At 72.5% G+C, this 21,310-nt stretch carries 17 protein-coding genes; 14 read left to right on the top strand and 3 right to left on the bottom strand.

All coding sequences use genetic code 11. The features are described from left to right. The first annotated feature begins 721 nt into the window (after positions 1 to 721). The 6 genes from ACIA6T_RS28760 to ACIA6T_RS28735 all read left to right on the top strand — a co-directional run bounded on the left by ACIA6T_RS28760 (position 722) and on the right by ACIA6T_RS28735 (position 6,155). Complete coding sequence (locus ACIA6T_RS28760) at positions 722 to 1,951, top strand: helix-turn-helix domain-containing protein (RefSeq protein WP_399449399.1); 1,230 nt, start codon at positions 722 to 724, stop codon at positions 1,949 to 1,951. A gap of 55 nt (positions 1,952 to 2,006) precedes the next feature. Continuing rightward, a complete protein-coding gene (locus ACIA6T_RS28755; protein WP_399449398.1) occupies positions 2,007 to 2,447 on the top strand; it encodes a hypothetical protein in 441 nt (146 codons plus the stop codon). Between the two features lie 522 nt (positions 2,448 to 2,969). Beyond that, the gene (locus tag ACIA6T_RS28750) at positions 2,970 to 4,091 is read left to right on the top strand and encodes an adenosylhomocysteinase (RefSeq protein WP_399449397.1); all 1,122 of its coding nucleotides are present in this window, start codon (positions 2,970 to 2,972) and stop codon (positions 4,089 to 4,091) included. A 13-nt stretch (positions 4,092 to 4,104) separates the two neighbouring features. Further along, positions 4,105 to 4,656 (top strand): NUDIX hydrolase, encoded by a 552-nt coding sequence (locus tag ACIA6T_RS28745; RefSeq protein ID WP_399449396.1) that lies wholly within the window; start codon positions 4,105 to 4,107, stop codon positions 4,654 to 4,656. A 630-nt stretch (positions 4,657 to 5,286) separates the two neighbouring features. Then, positions 5,287 to 5,835, top strand: a complete 549-nt coding sequence (locus ACIA6T_RS28740; protein WP_399449395.1) for a MarR family transcriptional regulator — start codon at positions 5,287 to 5,289, stop codon at positions 5,833 to 5,835. Between the two features lie 2 nt (positions 5,836 to 5,837). Continuing rightward, entirely contained in the window at positions 5,838 to 6,155 is a 318-nt protein-coding gene (locus tag ACIA6T_RS28735; RefSeq protein ID WP_399449394.1) for a hypothetical protein, read from the top strand. A gap of 158 nt (positions 6,156 to 6,313) precedes the next feature. On the opposite strand, the gene ACIA6T_RS28730 is transcribed toward ACIA6T_RS28735, so the two are convergent. From ACIA6T_RS28730 to ACIA6T_RS28720, 3 genes are all read right to left on the bottom strand, one after another. Continuing rightward, entirely contained in the window at positions 6,314 to 8,047 is a 1,734-nt protein-coding gene (locus ACIA6T_RS28730; protein ID WP_399449393.1) for a thiamine pyrophosphate-binding protein, read from the bottom strand. An 18-nt stretch (positions 8,048 to 8,065) separates the two neighbouring features. Continuing rightward, the gene (locus ACIA6T_RS28725; protein WP_073936204.1) at positions 8,066 to 9,073 is read right to left on the bottom strand and encodes a cyclopropane-fatty-acyl-phospholipid synthase family protein; all 1,008 of its coding nucleotides are present in this window, start codon (positions 9,071 to 9,073) and stop codon (positions 8,066 to 8,068) included. A gap of 353 nt (positions 9,074 to 9,426) precedes the next feature. After that, positions 9,427 to 10,698 carry an MFS transporter gene (locus tag ACIA6T_RS28720; RefSeq protein WP_399449392.1) on the bottom strand — a complete coding sequence of 424 codons (1,272 nt, stop codon included), beginning with the start codon at positions 10,696 to 10,698 and terminating at the stop codon, positions 9,427 to 9,429. 392 nt (positions 10,699 to 11,090) lie between these two features. Between ACIA6T_RS28720 and ACIA6T_RS28715 the strand changes: the two genes are divergently transcribed. Genes ACIA6T_RS28715 through ACIA6T_RS28680 form a run of 8 tightly spaced genes read left to right on the top strand, consistent with a single transcriptional unit; the run spans position 11,091 to position 20,945 of the window. Continuing rightward, positions 11,091 to 11,951 carry a TauD/TfdA dioxygenase family protein gene (locus ACIA6T_RS28715; RefSeq protein WP_399449391.1) on the top strand — a complete coding sequence of 287 codons (861 nt, stop codon included), beginning with the start codon at positions 11,091 to 11,093 and terminating at the stop codon, positions 11,949 to 11,951. Beyond that, positions 11,948 to 12,742, top strand: coding sequence for an HpcH/HpaI aldolase/citrate lyase family protein (locus ACIA6T_RS28710; RefSeq protein ID WP_399449390.1), 795 nt, complete (start codon positions 11,948 to 11,950; stop codon positions 12,740 to 12,742). The genes ACIA6T_RS28715 and ACIA6T_RS28710 overlap by 4 nt, the downstream gene beginning before the upstream one ends. A 33-nt stretch (positions 12,743 to 12,775) precedes the next feature. Next, positions 12,776 to 13,729 (top strand): PLP-dependent cysteine synthase family protein, encoded by a 954-nt coding sequence (locus tag ACIA6T_RS28705; RefSeq protein WP_399449389.1) that lies wholly within the window; start codon positions 12,776 to 12,778, stop codon positions 13,727 to 13,729. Positions 13,730 to 13,761: 32 nt separating this feature from the next. Next, positions 13,762 to 15,573: an asparagine synthase (glutamine-hydrolyzing) gene (gene asnB, locus ACIA6T_RS28700; RefSeq protein ID WP_399449388.1), complete on the top strand. Its 1,812-nt coding sequence runs from the start codon at positions 13,762 to 13,764 to the stop codon at positions 15,571 to 15,573. Further along, the gene (locus ACIA6T_RS28695; protein WP_399449387.1) at positions 15,570 to 16,628 is read left to right on the top strand and encodes a PrpF domain-containing protein; all 1,059 of its coding nucleotides are present in this window, start codon (positions 15,570 to 15,572) and stop codon (positions 16,626 to 16,628) included. Before asnB ends, ACIA6T_RS28695 begins: the two co-directional genes overlap by 4 nt. Further along, entirely contained in the window at positions 16,625 to 17,728 is a 1,104-nt protein-coding gene (locus ACIA6T_RS28690; protein WP_399449385.1) for an acyl-CoA dehydrogenase family protein, read from the top strand. Before ACIA6T_RS28695 ends, ACIA6T_RS28690 begins: the two co-directional genes overlap by 4 nt. Beyond that, a complete protein-coding gene (locus tag ACIA6T_RS28685) occupies positions 17,716 to 19,137 on the top strand; it encodes a dihydroorotase family protein (RefSeq protein ID WP_399449384.1) in 1,422 nt (473 codons plus the stop codon). Before ACIA6T_RS28690 ends, ACIA6T_RS28685 begins: the two co-directional genes overlap by 13 nt. Continuing rightward, positions 19,134 to 20,945, top strand: coding sequence for an NAD(P)H-dependent oxidoreductase (locus ACIA6T_RS28680; RefSeq protein ID WP_399449383.1), 1,812 nt, complete (start codon positions 19,134 to 19,136; stop codon positions 20,943 to 20,945). Before ACIA6T_RS28685 ends, ACIA6T_RS28680 begins: the two co-directional genes overlap by 4 nt. Positions 20,946 to 21,310 lie beyond the last annotated feature (365 nt).

Genomic DNA, 21,310 nt, shown 5'->3' with positions numbered 1-21,310 from the left:
GTCAGCGGCCGAGCAGGTCGGAGAGGAACGGTGCCAGTACGCCCCGGGAGATCTTGCAGTCGAGCAGCAGGGTGCCCTCTGCCCCCGGGCGGTCCACTCCGGTACGGCGGTCAGGTCGTCGGTGCCGCGTATGGTGACGGCCCGTGCCCCGAGGGCCCGTGCCACCGCGGCGAAGTCGGTGTCGCCGAAGCGCAGTGTGGCCGCGTCCGTGCCCGGGGCACGTACATGTGCTCCTCGAAGCCATAGGACGCGTCGTCGTGGACCACCACCAGTGCCGACCGGCCCGAGCGCACCAGGGTCTCCAGTTCGGGCAGAGCCATCGAGGTCATCGTGGTCGTCGTCGAGGACGCCTGGACGCCGATCAGGTACACCGCCGCCGTCCGGGACGCCGAGGAGGAACGCCGGATCCGACGCCGAGATCGCCGAAGTCCTTTTACCGCGTTCACCAGTAAAGGGTGTTCCACACCACCGCCCGGTCGATCGTGGCCGTGTGAAGCGGCTGAACTCGAAGAGCGTGCTGGGGCCGGGTCGAGCTGTTCGACGTCTGGTGCCACCACGTCATCCTCACCGACGGGACCTGTCCCCGAGTGGTGGACGTCTTTGAACTCCACACCTGGTATGAGCCCTCGGTACCTTCGTCATAGAAGCCCCTACGGATGGAGCATCGATGCCTCGCCGCCCGTTGGAACGTCGGCGCCTCACCACTCGGGGGGGCGCGCTGATGCTGGAAGAAGCCGAAGAGATCGGCCGTCGCGCACACCGTGCAAGGCTCCGCCTCGGCATGACACAGGCCGACCTTGCTGCCGCCCTGGGCAAGACGCAGGGATGGGTGTCCAAGATGGAACGAGGACACATCGAACTCGATCGCGTCGGCCTGCTCAACCTGCTCGCCTCGGAGCTGCACGTACACCCGAACGACCTGATCGGCCGGCCGTACAACAGTTCTCCGGCCGAGAACCAGTGGCAGGTCTCCGCCGCAGCGATCATGCGCGAGCTGCGCCGTTACGACCTCGCTCCCGTCTTCGACGGAGCACCCCGCCGAGCCGGTCAGCTGTGGCAGGAGACCACCCGTCTGCACCGCCTTCGCGACGCTGCCGCGAACGTGGCGATCATGCAGATGCTTCCCGACCTGTTCCGCGAGGCGCGTGCCCTGGCCGAAGTCGCCACGGGCCATGAGCGGGAAGAGGCGTACGCGATCTACGCGGTGTGCTGCAAGTTCACTCACACGGCCGCGCACGCCCTTGGACACCCGGAACTGGTTGCCATGGCATGCGAACGGGCCGCGTGGTCCGCACGGCTGTCGGGCGACCCGGTGATGCCTGCCGTCGCCGACTGGATGCGCGTCTGGGACATGTGGGCCACGGCGGACTGGGATGACGCCATCGCCTTGTCGGACAAGGCGCTTCGCAGCGTGCAGCAGGAGTACGACCGCGGTGAGCCGCTGGCCGTGCGGGCGTGGGGGTCACTGCAACTGCGCGCGGCGGTATCGGCTGCGCGGGGCGGTCGTAAGGACGAAGCGAAGGACCGGGTCAAGCACGCGCAGGGTGCGGCCAAGCGGATGACGGAGGCCGCCGGCCCTCCGGTCTACGACCGTCACAGCCTGACCTTCTCGCCGGGCAATGTGCAGATCCACGCGATCAGCGTTGCCCTGGAGATGCGTGAGCAACGCGAGGCGCTGTTGATGAACCGGCGCATGAGTAAGGAACTGATCGAGTCACTTCCCAACTCCCGTCGGGGTCAACACCACATGGACCTGGCCCGCGCTTGGTTGTGGGACGGGAACCGCGACAAGGCGCTGAAGGAACTGGAGAAGGCCGAGCGCATCGCCCCCCAGCTCGTCCGCAATCACCCCATCGCCCGGTCAACCCTGCGCAGCATCGTGTACGCCGAACGGGCGAGCACCCGTGAGAAGCTCCGCCGCATGTCGGACCGCTTCCACCTCGACGGGTGAGGGCCGTATTCCTGCGGTTCATATTGGGCCCCGGAGACATTCCTAGCTTCGGGGCATGGCCGAACGAACAGCGAAGCAACTCCCGATCCATAACGCTGGGGTAAGCGCTGGAGCACCGTTTCATCCCCGCCTCGGGGACCTGGCGCTCGACCTCGCCAAGGGTGGGAGGATCGGCGTAGCCGTCGCCCTTCCGAGCGACACCTCGGCGTCCTACCAACTGCGTCCGCCGGGCGGGGGAGAGGACTGGCGTGCCAAATCGGACGGGACCACCTTGCGCCCCGTTCCGGTGCCGGTCGCGTATGTCACGCCCATGCGGCGAGACGCCATCTACGACCATCGCGCCCAGCAGGCCGGGCTGCCCGTAACCGTTCACTACGAAGACGGCGGTACCTGCGAAACGGTACTCGTCCTCACTCCGGCTCAGGTCGAGCTGTACCTGATCCAGTTCACACGGCTCATCACCGCGAGGGAATCAGCGCGGGAGCAGGCGCGGTGAGTCCGGCCGTGCTGGTGCTCACCCCACCGGCCTCTGCACGTGCCTCGATGCGGTTGTCCATCGCCTTCCGCTGTGAGGTGGCCGCCCACGACCTCAGCGGCTCCCGCGAGGTCCTCCTCGCCACCTACCGTGGCCGCTCTCCACGGCTCGCCGCCCGCTGGGTGCGGGCTGCGGCTTACCGCCTCGCCCGGCTGCTGTGTCCGGACTCCGAGGCCCCGTCCCTCCGGAACGCTCCCCTTGTGGCCGTAGGTCCGGACGTACCTCGTCCTGACGTCGAGCTGCATGCATGGGCCGACAGCGATCACGCCTACGACCACGCGTTGGGCGTTCTCACCACAGGCCGCGTGTTCGTGTTCACCGTGACGGACTGCGACGCCCGGTACTCCCTCCGGGTGTATCCGCTGCCCACTCGCCGACAGGCGCCGTCACAAGCCCATGTCCTCGCCCGGCGCCCATCCCGTTCCCCGGCGCGGGGCCACCGCCTGCCTTGAGCCTTACCGTCCGACCAAGGGAAGTGAGTCAGTGGAACAGTTCGAGCGTGCACGTCTCGACTCGTACTTCGCGCGTATCGCGGAAACCTTCGTCCCGGAGGAAAGGCCGTCCGCCTTCCTGATCACGCACCTGTTGCCCGAGCGGCCCGCCTTCGTGCGGGCCGTGGGCCTCAGCACCAACCTGCGGGCCGTGCTGCCCAAGCCCAAGTCAGTCGACCTCACCGCCCGCCGCGAGATCGAGAGGACGACACAGTGCGACGCCCTCTCTCGAGAATTGTTCGAGGACGCGGACAGTGTAGTTGATTACGTCGAGTCGCGGGCCGGTGGTGAATCTGTTGTACTGCTCGACGTCGGTGGGTACTTCGCGCCGGCACTCGATGCCCTGTGCGAGCGGTTCTCGGGCCGAGTCCTGGGCGTTGTCGAAGACACGGAGAACGGCCACAAGCGGTACGCCAACATGGAGAAGCTGCCCTGTCCGGTGCTCTCCGTCGCCCGCTCCCCGTTGAAGGACCCCGAGGACTTCCTTGTGGGGCAGTCGGTGGTCTTCTCGACGGAAGCCCTGATGCGTAGCCGTGGGGACATCCTGCACGGCCGCCCGGCCCTCGTGATCGGCTTCGGCAAACTCGGCTCCAGCATCGCTCGTCTGCTGCATGCCAAGGGCGTACAGGTCACCGTCTACGACCTCGACCCCGTCCGCCGCACACAGGCGCTCTCGCAGGGCTTCACCGTCGCCAGGGACCGCGACGCCGCCTTGCACGGGGCCGGTCTGATCCTGTGCGCGACCGGTGCCGTGTCGCTCCGGGGGGAAGATTTTTCGACCCTGCGGAACGGCGCCTACGTGGCCACAGTCACCAGCAGTGAAGACGAGCTTGACCTGGCCGGCCTGCCCAACGTGTACCAGCGAACCCCGAACGGGGAGCACATCACCCGCTATCAGACGACCGGGCACTACTTCTACCTGCTCAACGGTGGCAACGCCGTCAACTTCCTGCACGGTGCCAGTGTGGGCCCGTTCATCCACCTCGTTCAGGCGGAGATCCTTGCGGGCGTCCGGAATTTGGCCCGGGGCTGCCTCGGGACCGGTATGCACGAGGTCGACGCCGCAGACCGCGCGGCCATCGCCGGAACGTGGCTGAACTACTTCAACCGCTAGGAGAAGCAACCCCATGTCGATCACCGCGCAACACGTGAGCGGTACCGTCGCTGCCTATCTGGCCGACCACCCAGATGAGAAGAACGCTCTCTCGATCCTGTCCGAGGTGATCGAGCAGGCCGGCAACACGATCGCCTCACGCAAGGAATTCCGCGGACACGTCACCGCCGGTGCTGTTCTGGTCCGCCCGGACGGACGCGTCCTCACCATCGAGCACCGGGCACTGCGCAAGTGGCTGCTGCCCGGCGGACACGTTGAGGACAGCGACGCGACTCTCCAGGACGCCGCCCTGCGTGAGCTGGCCGAGGAAACCGGGATCAGCAGTGACCAGGTGGAGCCGAGCGCTGACGCGCCTGTGCACATCGACGTTCACTCGATCCCGGCGAACGATGACAAGGGTGAGCCTGAGCACCTGCACTTCGACTTCCGGTTCCTGTTCCGGACCACTGTCGATGCGGTCGAATTGCAAGAGGAAGAGGTCACCAACTACTCCTGGCAGTTCGCGGACGCGCTGACCGCCGAACCTCTGCGCTCACGGGTGATGGCAGCCGTCACACGGTCGTAGCAAGCCAGCCGTACAATCATCGTTCCCTCATGACGGCGGGTACGGCTTCCCACGGCGCCTTTTGACTGCCGCCTGTGCCACGAGCGACGTGCGCCAACAGCAGGAGACCGCAGTACCGGGGCCTTGGGGGGCAGGACTCCGGTACCGCAACCACCTCATCCTGTACGTGGTGCACAGGCTCCTCGATGCTGTGACCGACCCTCCATCAGCAGCAGGGCCAACAGACGTTCGTCATAGTTGGTCCTCAGCCCAGGAAAGCCGGCCACAGCGATACCCGCAGCTTGGCGAGCAGGCGCGCGTGTGTACCGGTACCACCACTGACATCAGCCACGCCTTGTGAATGATCGACGACACCCGGTGGCACTCAGGGACAGATGAAGTAACGCGGAGAGGCCCTCCCCGAGGAACGGAGCGCTTGCGCGAGTACCGCAGGGCGTCCCCTATGTCGGGCCGCTGTGCCGTGTTCCTTTCGCCGTATAGAGAGGGCGCAGCCTCCGCACTGCTTTGACCTGCGTATATGCCTGCAAGATTGGCACCCTGGGATGCCTATATCGGCACTTTGAGATGCCGATACATGTCGCTGATGGTCATGTCGTCTACGGTCACCAGCGGAATGGTGGAGTTCCTTCGATGACCATCGGCGACATGTCGCCAATGGTAATGTCGGCAGTGTCAGAGAGAAGCACGGGTCGGGGGGCACAAGTGTCGAGTCGGGGGCGCAGCCGTGCGTTGATCAACACCGCGACTGGTGAGGTCCATGAGCTGGTGGAGCAGGAAGACGAGGGTGTCCCACGTCGGTCCTACGCCTTCGGCGGCCGACACGGGCAGTTCAGCTTTGAGCGGGTGCTCGCCATGCTCGCGGCTGACTCGGGGATCACCGGTAACGAGTTTCGGCTGTTCTTCTACTGCGGGATCATGACGTACAACGGCAAGGGCGGCGCCACGGCGGTGGAAGCCGCCGAATACCTTGGGCTGACCCCGCAGGCGACGAGGAGGATGGCGAAGAAGCTTGCCGAGCACAAGATGCTTCTGGTGGCCGAGATGATCGGCCGGACCATCAAGTACCGGGTGACTCCGCACATCGTCTCCAGCCTCTCCGGGCGGGAACAGTCCGAAGAGGCAGCCGCCTACCACCTGCCGAGCCTGCCGGGCCGCCCGGCGCAGCGACGAAGGGCCTGATCATGGCACGCAACAACCCGTACCCAGAGCTTGAAGCTCTGCAGGCACGTATAAGCGATCTGTCGCACCTGAAGCAGAACGTGCTGATGACGTACGCGATTTTGGGCGGCCTGGAGAGCAGCGTCGAGCGCACGGCGGCCGAATTGGCCGAGCTGATCGGTGTGCCTGCCCCGCATTTCTCCCGGGTACGCCGCGAACTGGAGGCAGCCGGCTACCTGGAGCGCACACACGCCATGGGCCAAGTGAAGTTTTTCCGCCTCGGCCAAGCAGCCACTGCGCGTCAGGTCGTGGTACCGCTACTGAACCGGCCGACCGGCTGAGCACCCCAGATCAAGCAGGAGAAGGGAAACCGAAGTTTCCCGCGGCCTGAGGGTTCGGGCAGAACGTGGTCATCGTCCACGTCCAGCCCGAGGAGGGCTTCACGGTCCGCTTCGGCTCCAAGGCCCCCGGCCCCGCGACGGACATCCGTCCTTCGTGGTCAGCGGTCGAGCAGGTCGGACAGGAACGGGGCCAGTACGTTCCGGGAGATCTTGCAGTCCAGTAGCAGCGTGCCCTCGGCTCCCCGGGCGGTCCACTCCGGTACGGCGTCCAGGTCGGCGGTGCCGCGTACGGTGACGGCCCGTGCCCCGAGCGCCCGTGCCACCGCGGCGAAGTCGGTGTCGCCGAAGCGCAGCGTGGCCGCGTCCGCGCCCCGGGGCACGTACATGTGCTCCTCGAAGCCGTAGGACGCGTCGTCGTAGACCACCACCAGTGCCGACCGGCCCGAGCGCACCAGGGTCTCCAGCTCGGGCAGGCCCATCAGCGCCCCGCCGTCGCCGACGGCGGCCACCGTGGTGCGGTCGGGCCGGCCCACGGCCGCGCCGACCGCGCCCGCCAGGCCCAGCCCGATGCTCTGGAAGGCGGCGCCGGTGAACACCAGCCCCGCCGGGTCAGGCACCGGCCAGTACATGGCCGGCCAGCCGATGAAGTGGCCCCCGTCCAGGACGACCGTGCGTTCGGCGGGCAGCAGCGGGGCCAGCGCCCGGGTCAGGGTGCGCGGGTCGATCCGGCCGCCGCCGGAGGCGTCGGGGTGGGGCAGGGCGGCCCAGCCGTCGGCGGCGCGCCGGAGCGCACCGGAGGCGGCGGCCCGCTCGCGCCACGGGGAACGGGCGATGCCGTGCGCGTCGGCCGCGTCCAGCAGCCGGGTGGCCACGGCCGCCGCGTCACCGCGTACGGCGAGGTCCGCGCGGGGCGCGCGGGCCCCCTCCAGGGTGATCTGGACGACGCGGGCGGCCGGGTCGAGGATCCGTCCGCCGTGCAGCGTGAAGCCGTCCAGGCCGGCGCCGAACGCCAGCACCAGGTCCGCCTCGCCCATCAGGGCGGCCGCCGGCGGGGAGGCGAAACCCCCGCACAGGCCGAGCGCGGCGGGGTGCGCGGCGAACATGCCGTTCGCCATGACCGTGGTGGCCAGCAGCGCGCCGAGCCGGTCACCGAGGTCGATGAGGATCTTCGCCGCCCCCGATCGCCAGGCGCCGAGCCCGGCCAGGAGCAGCGGGCGGCGGGTGGCGGACAGGAGGGTGAGGATTTCGTCCACCTCGGCGGACTCCTCGGAGTGGGCCTGCGGTGGTGACGCCGCGGGCACGGGTACGGGGGGCCGTTCGCGGTCGGTCAGGGCACCGGGTGGCAGGGTGAGGATCTCGTCGGCCTCGGCGCGGGCCTGCGGCGGCGCCACGGGTACGGCGGACAGTTCGCGGTCGGTCAGGTCGCCGGGCAGGAACAGTGCCACGGGGCACTGGGCGGTGGTCGCGGTGCGCACGGCCCGTACGGTGTCCTCCACCGCCGTGTCCGGGTCCGTCGGGCGGACGACGGGCACCCCCAGGGAGGCGGCCAGGGCGCTCTGGTCGATGTCGTGGGCGCGCGGGCCCGCCACCGGGGCGTCGCCGCACAGCAGGACGACGGCGCTGCGGTTCTTGGCGGCCTCGGCCAGCGCGGTCGCCGTGTTGGCCAGCCCCGGCCCGTGCGTGGTCGTGCACACGGCCACCCGCCCGGTGGCCCGGAAGTAGGCGTCGGCCATGGCCATCGCGCCGCCCTCGTGCCGGGCCGCCGTGTAGTGCACACCGGCCCGTGTCAGCGCGGCGGTGGCCAGGATGTTGCCGCCGCCGACCAGGCCGAAGGCGTGGTCGATGCCGCAGCCGGCCAGGGCCTCGGCGACCGCGGTCGCGAATGTCGTCATCACTCGGCCTCTTCCGGGTCAGGCCAGTTCGAAGATGACCTCTCCCACGGTCATCTCGATGCGGTTGGTGCGCACCAGCTCCCAGCCGCCCTCGGCGAAGACGGACTCCCAGTCGGCGACGGTGGGCAGGAACGTGCCCATCAGGTCGTGGCCGAGCTCGAAACCGAGGGTGAAGACGGGCAGTTCGGTGTCGGGCAGGTCGGTGCGGGTGGCGTCGCCGATCAGCAGCCGGCGGGCGGACGGGAAGGCCTCGCGCAGCCGTCGCAGGGTGGCGATCGCGTTCTCGCGCCGGCCGTCCCGCCAGAAGTCGTGGCCCATCATGAAGCACGTCAGCAGTTCCACGTCGGCGTACTCGGGCCGCGGTTCGAGGCTCAGGACGTCGCCGTGCAGGAACGCGGTGCGGTCGGCCAGGCCCGCCGCGTCCGCCTCCGCGCGCGCCACCTCCAGCGCGGGGCGGGCGATGTCGATGCCCGTGCCGGTGGTGCCGGGGTGGCGGTCGAGGATCTGCATCAGCCGGGCCCCGCTGCCGCAGCCGAGGTCGGCGACCCGGGTGAAGGGGAACTCCACCCGTCCCATCGCCGCCCAGAACGCGGGGGCGTAGGTGACCTGGTCGATCTCGCGGCAGGCGAAGGCGATGGCGGCGGAGTCCCGCCGGTAGAAGGAGCCGGTGCGGTTCTCGTTGCGCAGCACGGCCGGGATCTGCTGGAAGAGTTCCGCGCTGCCCCGGGCCAGCCAGTGGAAGAAGGACTTGTTGCGGTACATCTCGTCGAAGCCGTCCAGCGCGGTGACGACCGTGCCCTCGCGCCGCACCAGGCCCACCGCGGACAGTGCGCGGAACAGGCCCGTGGTCGACGCGGGGTCCAGGCCGCCGCGGTCCGCGAAGTCCGCGGTGTCCAGGGTGCGGGCGCGGTGCAGTTCGTCGAGTGCGCCGATCTCCCACGCCGCGGCGATGGCCCAGGCGGCCACGGCCGAGTTGAAGAGCGAGGCAATGCCGCGCGTGTTGCTCTGTGCGATGTCCACCGTCACTGCTCAGCACCTCATCCGGGAGAAGGTCCGGGCGGCTTGCCCGCGGCGACCATGCTCTGTGGCGGGGGTGGGTGGGGGCATCTCTGAGGCTGCTCAGCCGCTGGCGCGGGGGCGGTGGTGGCCCCGGGCCCTGTTCGTGGGGTGCCCGGTGTTGGTGCGGGGGTGGTCGTGCTGACCGGTGCCTTGCGGGTGCTCCGCGTCGGTGTGGGCCGGGGGTGGGCTGCGCAGCCCGGCGCTTGCGGGGTGCCGTCGCGCCCACCCGTGCCGCCCTGCGGCACGATTGCCCGCGGAGAGCGCGGAGAGCGCGGAGAGCGCGGAGAGCGCGGAGAGCGCGGAGAGCGGCGGGAGCGTTCTCAGGCGGTCTGTACGGGTGTCTGTTCCTGTTCGCGGGAGCGGCGGTCCTCGCGTACGCGGAGGAGGGAGCGGTACAGGAGGATCGCGGCTGCGCCGGCCGTGCCGTAGAGGAGGCTCATGGCCAGGGACGGGACGAAGGCGCCCAGGGTGACGCACAGGGAGGCCACGAGCAGGCCCACCCGGGCGTTGAGGGCGTAGGCGGCCATGTACTTGGTGCGGGCCTCGGGGTCGACGAGGTCGGCCAGCAGCGCCTGGCGCACCGGGACCGCGGCGATCTCGCCCACGGTGAGCACCACGGCCGCGGCGATGAGCACCCAGCCGGTGTTGCTGACCGCCCAGACCATGTAGCCGACGGCGAAGACGGTGATGCCGGCGTACAGCCGCGCCCGGTCGCTCAGCCGGGTCAGCAGGCTCTTGGCGAACAGCACCAGCACCACCACCAGGGCGGCGTTGACCGCCCGCAGGATGCCGAGCATCGCCGTGCCGTCCACGGCGGGTGCCCAGGAGCCGAACCGGGCGAGGACCTGGGTGGGGAACTCGTCGGAGAGCCGGACGGCGATGTAGTAGCCGATCTGCATCTCGACGGACGAGATCAGCGCCGCCGCGACCAGCACCCGCAGGAACACCGTGTCGCGGGCGACGGCCAGGTAGCCGCGCAGCATGGCACCGACGCCGCGGGCGACGTCCTTGCCGGTGCGCGGCGCGGTCTCGCTGAGCCAGCGTCCGATCACGGCCGTGGTCAGCGCGCTCAGCACGGCCGCGCCCGTCAGCAGCCGGGCGAAGTGGCCCTCGTAGAAGAAACCGCCGATGAGCGCGCCGACGGTGAAGGCGAGGTTCACCGACCAGTAGTTGATCGTGTAGACGAGCGGCCGGCTCTCGGGCGTGGAGACGTCGACCATCATCGCCTCGGCGGCGGGCGTGGCCAGCTGGGCGCAGCAGGTGTTGAGCAGGAACAGCGCGAACGTCGCCCAGCCGGAGGACCACCAGGGCGAGTTGGCCAGCGCCAGCAGGGCGAAGCTCAGGGTCGCGCCGAGTTCGCCGGCCACCAGCACCGGGCGACGCCCGTACACGTCGGCGAGGTGCCCGCCGAGGAAGTTCGCGGCGATGCCCGCCCCGGCGACCGCCAGGGTCAGCGCACCGGCCGCGGCGGCCCCGTACAGCTCCGAGAGCCGGATCACCAGCAGCGGCATCAGCATGACGGCCAGCAGGCGCTGGACGAATCCGACGCCTATGCGCAGCCGGATGTTGGGGTGCAGCTCGCCGAGTTTCATGGGGGCCCTTTCGCGCGGGTGAATCCGCCTGCTGAGGGGAATTCGGCAGCGGCGCAAGGTGGTTCGGGATTCTCCGAGCCCACCACGCCGGTCGGCGCGGCGGCAAGGAGGAGGGCCGGGCTGCCGACGACTTGAACAGGTCGGGTCCGCCGGCCCCTCCGGGCGGTCCGGCGGGCGAGTTGGCCAAGTCGTCGCACTCGTGCGGGAAGCCATGGCCGGAAGCGAGCGCTCCGTGGTTGGCTCGGTGCCGTCCAGTCCGGCCGCCCCTGCCCTGTGCTGCCGGCAACCGCTCCCGTGGCCGATCCGCGCCCCCTTATTTCTTTTCCGGGCGGCGGACCGTGAGACCCATCCCGGGAGACGCGGACTTCTGAACGAGTTCGGAAGGAAAACCGGTGTCCCCTTTTGACATACGCAGAATCGGCGGCCGTATCGGCGCGGAGGTGACGGGCGTCGACCTCTCCACGGAACTGCCGGATCCGGTCTTCGGCCAGATCCACGAGGCGTTCCTGGAGCACAAGGTGCTCTTCTTCCGCGACCAGGAGATCACCGACGCGCAGCAGCTGGCCTTCGCCGGCCGGTTCGGGCCGCTGACGCGGAAGCACCCCATGATGCGGACCGTCGACGCCGCCGCGCAGGTGATCCCGGTCGACGGCGAGGACCAGCGCGCCGACCACTGGCACACCGACATCAGCTTCACCACCGCCCCCTCCCTGGGCACCACGCTGCGCAGCGTGGTCCTCCCGCCGTACGGGGGCGACACCCTCGTGGCCAACGCGGTCGCGGGGTACAGGGACCTGCCCGCCGAGCTGCGGGAGATCGCCGACCGGCTGTGGGCCGTGCACACCAACCACGCCGAGCAGCCGCGCCTGGGCACCGAGCGCGGCGAGGAGGTCCGCAAGGCCTTCCTGGCCCGCCGGTTCGAGACCGCCCACCCCGTGGTCCGGGTCCATCCCGAGTCCGGCGAGCCGGTCCTCTTCCTCGGCGGTTTCGCCCAGTGGCTGGTCGGCCTGACGCCGCGCGAGTCGCGCCCCCTCCTCGACGTGCTGCAGTCCTACGTACGGCGCCCGGAGAACACCGCGCGCTGGACCTGGCGCCCCGGCGACGTCCTCATCTTCGACAACCGCGCCACCCAGCACTACGCCGTCAACGACTACGACCGCCACCGGCGCGTGCTGCACCGGGTCTCCATCAACGGCGACGTGCCGGTGGGCCTGGACGGGAAGCGGAGCTACGCCATCGAGGAGGGCGCATGAGCGGCCCCCGAGCCCAGGAGCCGGGGTCCTTCGCCCGGCGCCTGCGCGAGCGTGAACGGCTCGTCGGCTACTGGATCGCCCTGAACGACCCGGCCGCCACCGAGCGCATCGCCGGCCTGGGCTACGACTACCTCGGCGTCGACGGCCAGCACGGCGTCATGCACCAGCCGGGCTGGCAGGCCGCGATGCTCGCCGTCGACGCCCGGGGCCGCTCCGCCGGGGTCATCCGGGTCCCCTCGCCGGACCCGGTGGCCATCGGTGTCGCCCTCGACACCGGTGCGCGCGGCGTGGTCGTGCCCATGGTCGAGACGCCCGAGCAGGCGCTCACCGTCGTACGCGCCTGCCGCCACCACCCGGCGGGGACCCGCAGTCTGGCCGGGCCGGTGCGCGCGGGGCTGCGCCTGGGCGACGTGCCCGCCGAGATCGACGACCAGGTCGCCTGCATCGTCATGATCGAGACCGCGGCCGCGCTGGAGAACCTGGACGCCATCTGCGCCACCGAGGGACTCGACGCCGTCTACGTGGGCCCCGCGGACCTCTCCGCGGCCCTGGGCGCCCGCTGGTTCGGCGATCCCGCGACCGCCGACGCGCTCGAGGCCGCGCTGGTCCGCGTCACCGACGCCGCCGGCCGGGCCGGCATCGCCTGCGGCATCCACGTCCTGGACGGCGAGAGCGCCGCCAAACGGCTCGCCGAGGGGTTCACCTTCGCCACCGTCTCCAGCGACATCACCCATCTGCAGCAGGCCGCGGTCCGTCACCTGACGGCCGCCGGAGGACACCTCGCCGCCTGAACCGGCCGCCGTACCCGATGACTTGGGGGAAAAGTGACGACAGACACGGACCTGCGGCCCGGCCGGGCCGCCTCCATCGCCCGGTCGCTGGAGGACCTGGTCGGCGGCACCCCGCTGCTGCGGGTCGACCTGCCGGGCCTCACCGACGGCGTGACCCTGCTCGCCAAACTGGAGATGTTCAACCCGCTCTCCAGCGTCAAGGACCGGGCCGCGCTCGCCATGATGCGCGCCGCCGAGGAGTCCGGGCGGCTGCCCGCCACCGGCGGCACCGTCATCGAGTGCTCCTCGGGCAGCACCGGCATCTCGCTGGCCGCCCTGTGCGCCCGGCGCGGCCACCGCTGCGTCGTCGTCATGCCCGACAACGCCACCGAGGAGCGCCGCCTGATCCTGCGCGAACTGGGCGCCGAGGTGGTCCTGGTCCCGCACGGGGACGGTCTCATGGCCGCCTGGGCGCACGCCGAGGAGCTCCAGCGCTCCCTGCCCGGCTCGTGGGTGCCGCACCAGGACACCAACCCGGCCAACGTCCGCGCCCACTACGACACCACAGGACCGGAGATCTGGGAGGCCACCGGAGGCCGCGTCGACGTCCTGGTGTGCGGGGTGGGCACCGGCGGCACCCTCACCGGAACCGCCCGCTACCTCAAGGAACGCACCGACGTGCACGTCGTCGCCGTGGAGCCGGCCCGCTCCGCGGTGCTGTCGGGCGGCGAGCCGGGCCCGCACGGCATCCCCGGCATCGGCGCCGGCTACGTCTCCGAGATCACGGACCTCACCCTCGTCGACGAGGTCCTCGCCGTGCCCGACGAGGCGGCGGCCGCCACCGTACGCGACGTGGTGCGCGCCACCGGACTGCCCGTCGGGGTGTCCTCCGGGGCCGCCGCGTGGGCCTCCCGGACCGTGGCCGCGCACCCCCGCTGGGCGGGCGCCACGGTCGTCACCGTCTTCCCCGACAGCGGGGAGCGCTATCTGTCGACGACGCCCCGCTGACCCGTCGTCCCCGCACGGAAAGACAGGCAGACATGTGCCGGATCCACGGCTACTTCAACGCGGTGGCCACACCGCACGAGATGTGCACCGTCGCCGCCCTCCAGCGGCACGGCGGCCCGGACGCGACCGGCATGACCCGGGCCCCCGGCTGGGGCCTGGGCTACGACCGGCTCGCCGTCGTCGACCCGCACGGCGGACAGCAGCCGTACGGGCTCGGGGGCCCCGTCCAGGCCGTGTTCAACGGGGAGATCTACAACCACGACGAGCTGCGCCGCCGCCTGCGCGCCCGCGGGCACGTCTTCGCCGACCGCTGCGACGGCAACGTCATCCCCGCCCTGTACCTGGAGTACGGCGAGGACTTCACCGAACACCTCGACGGCATGTACGCCGTCGCGCTGGTCGACCGGCGCGGCGAGGTGCCCCGGCTGCTGCTGGCCACCGACGAGATCGGCATGAAGCCGCTCTACCTCCGGTGGGACGAGGCCGCCCGCTCCCTGCACTTCGCCTCCGAGATCCCCGCCCTGCTGGGCTTCGGCCCGGTCGGCGCCCGGATGCGGGACACCGCGCTGGACGCCTACCTGGCCACCCGTACGCCCTTCGGCGAGCGGACCATGTTCGAGGACGTCGAGGCACTGGCGCCGGGCACCACGCTCGTGTGCGACCTGGGCGGCACGCCCCGCCGCGGGCGGCGGGTGCCGGCCGCCGCCGAACTGCCCGAGCCCGGCCGGGCCCCCGAGCGGGTGCGCGAACGGCTGCGGGAGGAGGTCGGCCGGCTGCTCGTCGCCGACGTGCCCGTCGCCCTGATCACCTCCGGGGGCCTGGACTCCAGCCTGGTCACCGCCCTGGCCGCCGAGTACGGCCCCGTGCACTCCTTCAACATCGCCTACCGGGGCGACTGGCCGTTCGACGAGCGGCACTTCGCCCGCGCCGTCGCCGAGCACGCCGGCACGGAGCACCACCAGGTCGAGATCGACCCGGCCGGCTTCCCCGCCCTGCTGGAGGAGACCGTCCGCCACCTCGGCCAGCCCAACGCCGACCCGATCACCCTGAGCACGTACGCCCTGTTCCGGGCCGTACGGCAGGCCGGGTTCACCGTCGCGCTGACCGGGGACGCGGCCGACGAGGTGTTCGGCGGCTACGCGCGGATGCGCGCCGCCGCCCGGGCGGCCGCGGCCGGCGGCGACTGGAGCACCGCCTACCTCGACGCGCTCTCCGCCGCCCCGGCCGCCACGCGCGCCGGGCTCTACACCGACGCCTACCGCGACCACCTGCGGGACGTGCCCCCGCTGCCCGAGGCGGCCCGCGAGGACCTGCTGCACGGGCCCGGCAGCGTCCTGGAACGCATCACCCGCTTCGAACTCGGCCACCGCCTGCCCGCCTACCACCTGCGCCGCGTCGACCACCTGAGCATGGCCGGCTCCATCGAGGTGAGGCTGCCGTTCTGTCAGCGGTCCGTGGTGGCCCTGGGCCGGGCGCTGCCCGACGCGCTGCGCATCGACGGCGACCAGGTCAAGCGCACCCTGTACGCGGCCGCCCGGGGGCTGCTGCCCGACAGCGTGCTCGACCGGCCCAAGCAGCCCTTCACCCTGCCGGTGACCGCGATGCTCACCCCCGGCACGGCCCTGTGGGAGCACGCGCGGGACCTGCTCACGCCCGCCCGGCTGGCCGCCGACGGACGGCTCGACGGCGCCGCCGTCGACGCCCTGTTCGACGCACAGGCCCACCGCCCGGACGACACCACGTCGTCGACGCTGTGGGCGCTGCTCGTGCACGAGGTGTGGCGGGAGCGGTTCCAGGGCGCCGCGGGCGACTTCGCGCCACCCGCCATGGCGGTGGCGGCATGATCGGCCACCTCGCCCACGCCGCCGGCGCCCCCTGCCCGACGTTCGTGCTGGACGCCGCCCGGCTGCCGCGCGAGGAGACGGCACTGCTGGGCCACCTGACCGAGGCCCGCCGCTACCTGACCTCCGCGGGCGGCGCCCACGTACTGAAGATCGCCCTGGTGGAGCCGTCCGCGCACCCGATGTTCGACCTCGACTACCGGTTCGTGCAGGCCCTGCCCGGCGCGCCCGACCGGTTCGACCTGCGCGGCTCCTGCGGCCATTCGGCGCTCGCGTCGGTGGTCGCCGCCGCCCGCTCCGGGATGCTGCCGCGGCTCGTGCCCGGCGCCCGGGTGCGGGTGCGGGTGCGCAACAACGGCGACAGCGTGGTGTGCGAGGTCGACCGGGCCGAACGCGACGAGGCCGGCTTCACCGTCACCTTCGTCCAGCCGCGCCCGGTGCCCTTCACCGAACTGCTGCCCACCGGGAGCACCCGGACGGTGCTCCGGGCCGACGGGCGGCGCGTGGAGGTGTCGATGGTGGCGAGCGCCAACACCTACGTCTTCGTCGACGCGCGCTCGCTCCAGGTGCCCGACGAGGCCGCCCTGTTCACCGCCGGCGGCGACCTGCTCCGGCGCCTGGAGTCGCTGCGCGCCGCCGCGGCCGGACTGCTCGGCTGGCCGCCCGGCGGCGCCTTCCCCAAGATCGCGGCCGTACTGCCCGGCGCCGGCGGCGGCATCGCGGCCCGCGCCCTGACCGTGCCCGGCTGGCACCCCGCCCTCGCCCTCACCGGGGCCGTGTGCCTGGGCACGGCCGCGCGCGTCCCCGGCACCGTGCCCTGGCGGATCACCCGTGAGGCGGACGCCGGCGACGGGCCCCTGGCCATCACCACCCCCGGCGGCCGGACGGCCGTCACCGCGGTCGTCTCCCTGCCCGGCACCGACGGCGACGGATCCCTGCTGTGGTCCTCCGTCGCCGGCAAGCACGTCACCTTCCAGGGCTCGTTCGCCCTGGCACCCCTGAGTCACCTTCAATTCGAGGAGGTCGCCCAATGTCTGGCGTTGTCGGGAGCCGGATGAGCCCACGGCTCGCACCCGCGCTGCGCGCACTGCTGCGCGAGGGCGCCGAACGGGCCGAAGCGGCCGGCGAGGTGGACCGCGAGGCGCTGACGGCGCTGCGCACCAGCGGCCTGCTCGCCACCGCCGTCCCCACCGAACACGGCGGCGCGGGCCGGGACGCCGCCGCGGTGAACGCGCTGGTCGAACAGATCGCCGCCGTCAGCCCCTCCATGGCGATCATCGCGTTCCAGCACTTCGCCGTCAGCGCCCGCATCGCCGACTGGGGCACCGCGCGGCAGCGGGCCCGCTGGCTGCCGCGACTGGCCGACGGGACCTGGCTGGCCGCCTCCGCGTGGAGCGAGAGCGGCGCGGGCGCCGCCAAGCAGAACCTGTCCACCACCGCCGAACGCCGTACGGACGGCACCTGGGTGCTGAACGGATCCAAGGCCTTCACCACCGGCGCGGGCGTCGCCGACCTCTACCTGGTCCTGGTCCGCACCGCCCGGCCCGACGCCGCACCGGCGGCCGGCTACGGAGCACCGGGGCAGACCTTCTTCCTCGTCGGCGCCGACAACCCCGGACTGGTCCCCGAACTCGGCCTGGACCTGGCCGGCATGCGGGGCTCCGCCACCGGGCTGGTCTCCCTCGACGGGGCCGTCGTCGCGGACGACGACCGGCTCGGCCCGGAGGGGCAGGCCGCCGGCATCATCGCCTCGGTCCGCGAGAGCGGGGCCAGCCTCGGCGCGGTCTCCGTCGGCACCGCGCAGGCCGCCCTCGACCTGGCCGTCGCACACGCCCACGACCGCGGGCTGATGGACCTGCCCGCCGTACGGCACCGGCTGGTGGGCCTGGCCACCCGGCTGGAGGCGGCCCGCGCGGTGGTGGAGCGGGCGGGGGCGCGCACCTCCGCCGACCCGGGCCTGACCACCCTGCACAGCAAGCTGCACGCGACCGAGGCCGCCGAGGAGATCTGTCTCGACGTCGCCCGCATGCTCGGCTCGGCCGGCTACCGGGACGGCGCGCGGATCGGCCGGCTGCTCGCGGACGCGCGCGGCGTCTCCCTCATGGGCCCGACCAACGACCTGTGCCGGGAACTGGTGGCGGTGTCGTGGACCGGCTGACACCCACCCCCGAACTCGTCGTCAGCGGACGCCGGCTGGTCACCCCGCAGGGCGTGCGCCCCGGCCACGTCTGCGTCACCGGCGGACGCATCACCGCCGTCACGGACACCGACCCCGGACCCGCAGCCGCCCGCCTCGACGCGGGCGAGCAGTACGTGCTGCCCGGACTCGTCGACTCCCACGTCCACTTCCGCACCCCGGGCCTGACCCACAAGGAGGACTGGGAACACGGCAGCAGAGCCGCCGTGCGCGGCGGGGTCACCACCGTGATGGACATGCCGAACACGGTGCCGCCCACGCTCACCCCCGAGACGGCGTCCGCCAAGGCGGCCCTCATAAACGGGCACTCCCTGGTCGACTACCGGTTCCACCTGGGGCTCGACCCCGACCGCCCCGAACTGCTGGCCGACCTGGACGCGCGGGTCGCCACCAGCGTGAAGATCTTCATGGCCGGGCACCACACGGCACCCACCGTGGTGCGCGACCCGGACCAGCTGGAGAAGGCGTTCGCCGCGGCCGCCCAGGGCGGCGTCCAACTGGTCCTGCACGCCGAGGACGACGGGCTGTTCGCCCTGCTGGACTCCTGGTGGGGCGAGCCCGGCAGCTACCTGGAGTACGAGGCGCGCCGCCCGCGCACCGGCGGCATCGTCGCCGTCGCCAAGGTCCTGGAACTGGTGCGCCGCCACGGCACCCGCGCCCACATCCTGCACCTGTCCAGCGCCGAGGAGGCCGACCTGGTGTGCGCGGCGCGGGCGGCGGGGCTCCCCGTCACCTTCGAGGTCACCGGCCACCACCTGTCGTTCACCGACAAGGACACCCGCCGCCTGGGCGCCCGCACCCGCCTCTCCCCGTCCATCCGGGGCACGGACGACCAGGACCGGCTGTGGCGGGCGCTGCGCGACGGCCAGGTGGCGACCCTGGGCAGCGACCACGCCCCGCACACCGTCGAGGAGAAGACCCGCGGCGTCGCCCAGTCGCCGCCCGGACTGCCCGGCGTCCAGGAACTGGCGGTCGCCGTCTGGACGGGCATGCGCAGACGCTGGCCCGAGGAACACCCCGACACGGCCGCCGTACGCCTGGCCCGCCACCTGTCCGCCCGGCCGGCCGAGCTGTTCCGGCTGCCCGGCAAGGGCCGGCTGGAGGCGGGCGCCGACGCCGACCTGGCGTTCCTCGCCCCCGACGTGCCCTGGATGCTGTCCGCGGGCGACGTGGAGAGCAAGTGCGGTTGGTCGGCGTACGAGGGATGGACCTTCACCGGCCGCATCGAACGGACCCTGCGCGCGGGCCGCACCGTGTGGGACGCGTCCACGGGCTCCTACGGCGCCCCCGACGGCCGTCTGCTGGGCGCGGTGCCCGCCGCCCCCACCCCCTCGGCCGGCACGGCCGGAACGGAGGCCCCGACGCCATGACGCAACGCCAGACCGTATTCATCGCCGGGGGCGGCGTCGGAGGCCTCGCCGCCGCCGCCGGCCTCGCCGCGCGCGGCTTCGACGTCACGGTGATCGAGCGGGCCGCCACCCTCCGGGAGGGCGGCTCGGGACTCATGATCCAGCCCAACGGCCTGCGCGCCGCCGACGCGCTCGGCGCGGCCGTCGGCGCCCGCGTCCGGGCCACCGGGCACGCCACAGCCCCCGACGAGGTGCGCGTCCTGATGGACGCCCGGGGGACGGTGCTCGCCGAGGAGCCCGTCGGAGCCGCCGGCGGGCCGGCGGGCGGCCCGCCGATGCCCGTCCTGCGTTCGGCGCTGCACCGGGCCCTGCTCGACGAGGCCGTCACCGCGGGCGCCGCCCTGCGGATGGCCACCACCGTCGAGGACTACACCGGCCACGACGACCACGTCACCGTCCGGTTCTCCGACGGCACCGCCGCCACCTGCCGGGCCCTGATCGGCGCCGACGGCATCCACTCCGCGGTACGGCGCCGCATGCTCGGCGACGGGCCCCCCGTCTACCGCGGCTACACCTCGGTGCGCGGACGCACCCGCGGCTCCGTGCTGGGACAGCGCGGCCACGTCGTCAACGGCCGCGGCATCCAGCTGTTCGTCGCCCCCGTCGGCGACGACACCCTCTACTGGACCGCCAAGATCACCGCCCCCGAGGGGGAGTGGCCGGCCAAGGGGCCCGAGGAGGCCCGGCGCGCCCTGCTCGCCGCGCTGGAGGGCTGGTACCCGCCCGTGGTCGACCTGGTGCGCGCCGCCGACCCCGGCGACGTCGTCGTCACCGACATCCACGACCGCGAACCCGCCGCGCGCTGGACCGACCACCGGGTCGCGCTGCTCGGCGACGCCGCCCACCCCATGGTCCCGGCCCTCGGACAGGGCGCCAACATGGCGCTCGAGGACGCCGCCGTGCTCGCCGACCGCCTCGGTGCCTGCGCCCACGTCCCCACCGCGCTCGCCGCCTACGCCCGCGAACGCATGGACCGCACCGCCGCCGTCGTCCTGTCCTCACGCCGCCAGGGCGCCCTCGACCAGGGCGCCGACCGGGACGGCGAACAGCGACGCAACGCCCGTATGCGGGCGGCCGGCCGCAAGGACCAGGACGCGCTCGACATCGCCGCGTGGCGGCCGGCACCCGTGGCCGCCGACCCGGCGCACGCCTCCGTCCCACGGAAGGGTGACGACATCGTGCACACCCCCCACGTCGTCCTGCTCAGCGGCTCCCTGCGGGCCGGCTCGACCTCGGACCGGGTGGCGCAGTGGTGCGCCCAGCGCGTCACGGCCCAGGGCGCCACCGCCCGGGTCTTCACCGGCGCGGAACTGGACTTCCCCGCCTACCGGCCCGGACTGGCGGCCTGCCACGCGGGCGTCGCCGGGTTCCTCGACGAGCTGCGCCGCGCCGACGGCGTGGTGCTCGTCTCCCCGACCTACCACGCCAGCATCTCCGGACTGCTGAAGAACGCCCTCGACGCGGTCAACGACATCGACGGGCCGCAGCCCCTCCTCGACGGGCGGGCCATCGGCACGGTCGCCGTCGGCGCGGGCCCCCAGGGCGCCGCCACCACCCTCACCACCCTGCGCACCATCGCCCACGCGCTGCGCGGCTGGCCCGCCCCGCTGGGCGTGGCCGTCACCCGGGCACCCGCACCGGCGGCGGTGGGCCGGCAGCAGGCACCGGACGAGGCACGCCTGGAGGAGATGGTCGGCCAGGTGCTGTGGCTGGCCGGCGTCCGCGCGGCGGCGGCCGACGGCACGGGGAGCGTCTCCGCCGCGGCCTGAAGAGAAGCGTCACCGCCGCGGTCCGAAGGGGAGCGTCACCGCCGCGGCCCGAAGACCACCCGACGCCACCCGAAGTCCGCCGTGCGCCCCGCCGGCCGGGTACGTCCCGTGCCCTGCCCGCCCGGTACGTCCCGTGCTCCATCGGCGGCCTACCTCATCGACCACGCTCGCCCCACTGGGTCCCATCAAGCTCCACCGGGCCCGGTCGGGGCCCGGTGGGCTCCGCCGGTTCCCACCGGGCTCTGCCGGTTCCCACCGGGCTCTGCCGGTTCCCACCGGGCCGCCGGCTCCCACCGGGCCGCCGGTTCGCCGGGCCCCAGCAGGCTGCTGATCCGCTGGGTCCCACCGGGCTCCGGTGAGACCCG

This window comes from Streptomyces sp. NPDC051740, assembly GCF_044453165.1.
GTDB lineage: Bacteria > Actinomycetota > Actinomycetes > Streptomycetales > Streptomycetaceae > Streptomyces > Streptomyces atrovirens.
The sequence above is the reverse complement of the archived record's forward strand: the minus strand, read 5'-3'. Positions and strand labels throughout refer to the sequence as shown.

Coding starts and splice junctions, on each gene's coding strand:
- ACIA6T_RS28710 (WP_399449390.1), top strand. CDS start 11,948: ATGAGCGGCCCCCGAGCCCAGGAGCCGGGGTCCTTCGCCCGGCGCCTG.
- ACIA6T_RS28720 (WP_399449392.1), bottom strand. CDS start 10,698: ATGAAACTCGGCGAGCTGCACCCCAACATCCGGCTGCGCATAGGCGTC.
- ACIA6T_RS28730 (WP_399449393.1), bottom strand. CDS start 8,047: ATGACGACATTCGCGACCGCGGTCGCCGAGGCCCTGGCCGGCTGCGGC.
- ACIA6T_RS28755 (WP_399449398.1), top strand. CDS start 2,007: ATGGCCGAACGAACAGCGAAGCAACTCCCGATCCATAACGCTGGGGTA.
- ACIA6T_RS28760 (WP_399449399.1), top strand. CDS start 722: ATGCTGGAAGAAGCCGAAGAGATCGGCCGTCGCGCACACCGTGCAAGG.
- ACIA6T_RS28680 (WP_399449383.1), top strand. CDS start 19,134: ATGACGCAACGCCAGACCGTATTCATCGCCGGGGGCGGCGTCGGAGGC.
- ACIA6T_RS28690 (WP_399449385.1), top strand. CDS start 16,625: ATGAGCCCACGGCTCGCACCCGCGCTGCGCGCACTGCTGCGCGAGGGC.
- asnB (WP_399449388.1), top strand. CDS start 13,762: ATGTGCCGGATCCACGGCTACTTCAACGCGGTGGCCACACCGCACGAG.
- ACIA6T_RS28735 (WP_399449394.1), top strand. CDS start 5,838: ATGGCACGCAACAACCCGTACCCAGAGCTTGAAGCTCTGCAGGCACGT.
- ACIA6T_RS28740 (WP_399449395.1), top strand. CDS start 5,287: ATGACCATCGGCGACATGTCGCCAATGGTAATGTCGGCAGTGTCAGAG.
- ACIA6T_RS28745 (WP_399449396.1), top strand. CDS start 4,105: ATGTCGATCACCGCGCAACACGTGAGCGGTACCGTCGCTGCCTATCTG.
- ACIA6T_RS28695 (WP_399449387.1), top strand. CDS start 15,570: ATGATCGGCCACCTCGCCCACGCCGCCGGCGCCCCCTGCCCGACGTTC.